Annotated in this window: 3 protein-coding genes and 6 tRNA genes; 7 read left to right on the plus strand and 2 right to left on the minus strand. The window is 48.5% G+C overall.

The annotated features are described in order from the left end of the window. Nucleotides 1-96: 96 nt before the first annotated feature. The 6 genes from ACKFKF_RS34545 to ACKFKF_RS34570 all read left to right on the plus strand — a co-directional run bounded on the left by ACKFKF_RS34545 (nucleotide 97) and on the right by ACKFKF_RS34570 (nucleotide 608). Nucleotides 97-168: transfer RNA gene (locus tag ACKFKF_RS34545), tRNA-Gly, on the plus strand. A 5-nt stretch (nucleotides 169-173) separates the two neighbouring features. Next, nucleotides 174-248: transfer RNA gene (locus ACKFKF_RS34550), tRNA-Val, on the plus strand. Nucleotides 249-254: 6 nt separating this feature from the next. Continuing rightward, nucleotides 255-329: transfer RNA gene (locus ACKFKF_RS34555), tRNA-Arg, on the plus strand. A gap of 26 nt (nucleotides 330-355) precedes the next feature. Continuing rightward, a tRNA-Ala gene (locus ACKFKF_RS34560) sits at nucleotides 356-429 on the plus strand. A 2-nt stretch (nucleotides 430-431) separates the two neighbouring features. After that, nucleotides 432-508: transfer RNA gene (locus ACKFKF_RS34565), tRNA-His, on the plus strand. A gap of 17 nt (nucleotides 509-525) precedes the next feature. Next, nucleotides 526-608: transfer RNA gene (locus ACKFKF_RS34570), tRNA-Ser, on the plus strand. Between the two features lie 109 nt (nucleotides 609-717). Here ACKFKF_RS34570 and ACKFKF_RS34575 read toward each other — a convergent pair. Beyond that, nucleotides 718-1533 (minus strand): acyl-CoA desaturase, encoded by an 816-nt coding sequence (locus tag ACKFKF_RS34575; protein ID WP_446860984.1) that lies wholly within the window; start codon nucleotides 1531-1533, stop codon nucleotides 718-720. An 837-nt stretch (nucleotides 1534-2370) separates the two neighbouring features. After that, complete coding sequence (ndhM, locus tag ACKFKF_RS34580) at nucleotides 2371-2715, minus strand: NAD(P)H-quinone oxidoreductase subunit M (protein ID WP_446860981.1); 345 nt, start codon at nucleotides 2713-2715, stop codon at nucleotides 2371-2373. A 170-nt stretch (nucleotides 2716-2885) separates the two neighbouring features. On the opposite strand from ndhM, the gene ACKFKF_RS34585 reads away from it, so the two are divergent. Further along, nucleotides 2886-3647: a histidine phosphatase family protein gene (locus ACKFKF_RS34585; RefSeq protein WP_446871881.1), complete on the plus strand. Its 762-nt coding sequence runs from the start codon at nucleotides 2886-2888 to the stop codon at nucleotides 3645-3647. The last annotated feature ends 56 nt before the right edge of the window (nucleotides 3648-3703 follow it).

Here is a 3703-nt window from a genome sequence, read left to right on the forward strand (position 1 = left end):
TCTCATGAAACCCTTTCCTGCTTAGTTTTTGCAAGCTTTTGTCCTGTACTTAGGGGCTGTCCATACCAATACAAAACCAATGTATAAAACCAATGTGCGAATGTGGTGCAAGCGGCAGCATCAGAGTATGCCAATCTCTAGACGCGAGTTCGAGTCTCGCCATTCGCTTTTGGAGTCCTGTAGCTCAATGGTGGAGCGTCTGTCTTACAAACAGAGGGTTGCGGGTTCAAATCCTGCCAGGACTACCAAACTGTGGGAGTGTCGCCTAATGGAAGGGCATCGATCTTCTAAATCGATCTGTGTAGGTTCGACTCCTACTACTCCTGCCAACCCCGAATAACCAATCACCAAACTTGGGTCTGTAGCTTAACTGGGAAAGCGTCTGCCTTGCAAGCAGGAAGATGTCGGTTCAAATCCGACCAGAATCCACTGTGACTGAACCCGAAGTGGTGGAGGGGCTGATCTGTGAAATCAGTGTTAGCGAGTTCGGCTCTCGTCAGTCACCCCAATTAGTTTTGGGAATCTGGAAGGTGCCGCTGAATGGACGGCGACTGGTCTTGAAAACCAGGGTAAGGTTACACTTAGGGGTTCGATTCCTCCACCTTCCTCTTGGACATTGGACAGTAGACGTTGGATGTTAGTGCGTTGAATGTTAGACGTTAGATTTCGGCTTAATGTCCAGAGTTCAACGGCTAGTGTCTAATATCCTTGACTAACTTACAGTCGATCGCTTCCCTTAACTTTAGTGACAAGCCCCAAACGCTGTAGCCCTCGGATGGTTAACCACACAAGATCAAGTTCCCACCATTGATAGCCATAGCGGGCCGAAGATTGACAGGCGTGATGATTGTTGTGCCAGCCTTCGCCAAAAGTGAGTAGAGCAACCCACCAGCAGTTTGTTGAGCGATCGCGGGTGTTGTGACTCCGATAGCCAAACTTGTGACAGACACTATTCACAAAACAAGTACTATGAAATCCGATAAACAATCGTACAAAAATCCCCCAGACGACAAAGGGCAGCCCGCCTAGTAGATAGAGCAAGACACCTAATGCTAGTTGCAGCGTAATGTAGTGCTGATGGCAAAACCGATAAACTGGGTCGTGGGCGATATCTTGAGTTAATCGAGGTAGTTCGGGTTGTAGGGGAACGGTGTGCATTAGCCAACTCACATGGCTCCACCACAGTCCTTTTGTAGAATCGTGTGGATCAAGGGGCTGATCAACATATAAATGATGAGCGCGATGGTAGCCAACCCATCCCAACACTGCGCCCTGACCTGCCAATGTGCCACAGACGATCAGGAAATATTCTAACCATTTAGGAACTTGAAAACTGCGGTGAGTTGCCAGGCGGTGAAAGCCCATCGAAATGCCCAACCCGATCGTAATCGTGTGCAACAATAGCGCAACTCCAACCGCATTCCAGCTAAAGGTGCCAGGGACGAATACGAGTAGGGTTAGCAGGTGTAATGCGATCGTGGGTAAAATCACTTCTAACCGGGGACGAGGCAAACTAGAAACGGAAATGGTCATGAGAAACCTTGGTAATCGTAAATTCTGGACAGGGTGAACAATCTGCTTGTAGCGTTCTCGGTGTGATCGCGAGCGTTTGCAGCAGGACTATGAGAGAAATAGCGGTTGTGAATGTGCAAAAATGATTGAGTTAAATAAGCTTTCTAGAACAGTCGAAAATCACGATTGAGAACACGATCTTTGGCATCGTATTCAGACAAGCACGCAGCACTAAAACTTTGCAGTAATGCAAGCGAGTACCGATGATGAATAACTTTGTGAATGATGTGATTGCGATCGCTCTGTCGTGATGGCAAATCCCTTCTCAGAAATGCTGGCAACCTTGGATTAAGCGCTTGACTCCCTCGATCGCGCCCCAGATTGACTTCTCAAAATACTCAAAAACAAGTCCTCTATACCTCGCAGATTTTAGGTTAACGATCGGCAAACATCCCCACTCAGAAGCGATCGTTGGCTTCATTACCGTTATGGGACACCGGAGTTGCACCTGATCCCGTTATCTTCTAGGGGCTATTCTCCAGTAGAGCCGACAAAACGCCCTCAGTATATCATCAGTTAAGAAAATGACAACTGGAGAGCCAACCCGTTTGATTCAGATCCTTGAGGATGGCTTTAAAGTTCTAGCGTGTGTTGTGCAGCGACTCTTTAAGCCTTTCCGTCACTCGATCGACCCAGGGACAGGGGTGGGACTTTCAATCGGTCAGGTCATCACAAAGAAATCGGATAGAGTCTTGTCCTGCAACTCTAACCGTCGATCGACCCCCTGAATTTTTGATTGAAATCCCAACTCGTTAAAAAGCGATCGCGCCTGTCAAACGATTAGTTCAGACGGATTGCTTACTCATTCTCTGGATTGACTTGAGGCAGACCCATGCTGTAGTTCAACACGCGGCTGTTGAGATTGTAGGCAACCTCGCCCTTGTTGAGCAGCGATCGTACAAAATGCTCTAGATCTGACCCGATGCGTCGCAGATTATACTCTGACAGAGGCGTGCTGCCGCAGGCTTCGACCAGTTCGTCAAACTTGCGGTAAACCTTTTGCAGCGCATCATCATTCCAGGTCAACTCATTATCGGGGTCAACATCCAGCGTCAAAACCTTTTCACTGGGCACCAACTCATTATTCTGGATTTCGGCAGTAAAAATATGAATGTGGCGGGTTGTGGACTTTAGAAGTGTCATAAGGTAAATCCGGCTGAACGCAATAAACAAACACCACTGTTATTGTAAATGGAGTTTAAGCCAAAGATTCTAGACACTTTGATCACAAAGCATTGAAGTTCTGAATGCTACAAATTGAGAAGATTAGCGTCTAATGTTGAATATCTTTTCAATTTCAGCCCCCACTCCCCATGTCAAAAGTCCTGAAAATCCTCTTTGTCCGCCACGCCCAATCTGTCGGTAATCAGCAAAAACGAATGCAGGGACACGGAGATTTTGAGTTGTCCAACATTGGTCGCACCCAATCTGAGAAGCTTGCCCAATATCTGCTGGCTGAGTCGTGGCGACCGTCTCACGTTTATAGTAGTCCGCTCAAACGCGCGGCCCAGACGACTGAAATTTTGTTGTCCTATTTTCAAACGGCTCCCTTGCCCGCGACCGTCAGCGACATGATCGATTCGGGGGTCGATTCTCCTTCGGATGAGCCAGAAAGCGGAGGAAAAGCGATCGCCCTCGAATACGCCGAAGAACTCAAAGAATTTCAAAACGGCATCTTTAAAGGTCTCACCTGGTCAGAAGCTCGCCACCAATATCCCGACCTCTGCCGCACGCTTGAGTCCTCGCCCGACTGGATTCAAATTCCCAAAGCCGAATCGCTTCAAGATGCCCGGACTCGTTCTCACGCCTTTATTACTCGCCTGCTCGATCGCCACGTTGACGGAGATCAGGTCTGGGTCGTCAGCCACAGTTGGATTTTGCAGCATTTGATTGCCGAGTTGATGGGCTGCGATCGTTCCTGGCGACTGAGGGCGAGAAATACTGCCGTGTTTGAATTTTGGATCGACCGATCGCGCTGGCACCAGACTAACCAAAACCGCTTAAATACTGACCTCTGGCAAATTCGCCGCTTTAACGACTGTCGCCATCTCAATTGGGCAGGGAGTGGAGAGTAGGAGGGAGGAGGGAGGAGGTTGGGGCATAGAATTCGCGCCTAAAAGATGCGAATCTG

This window comes from Phormidesmis sp. 146-12, from assembly GCF_052939495.1.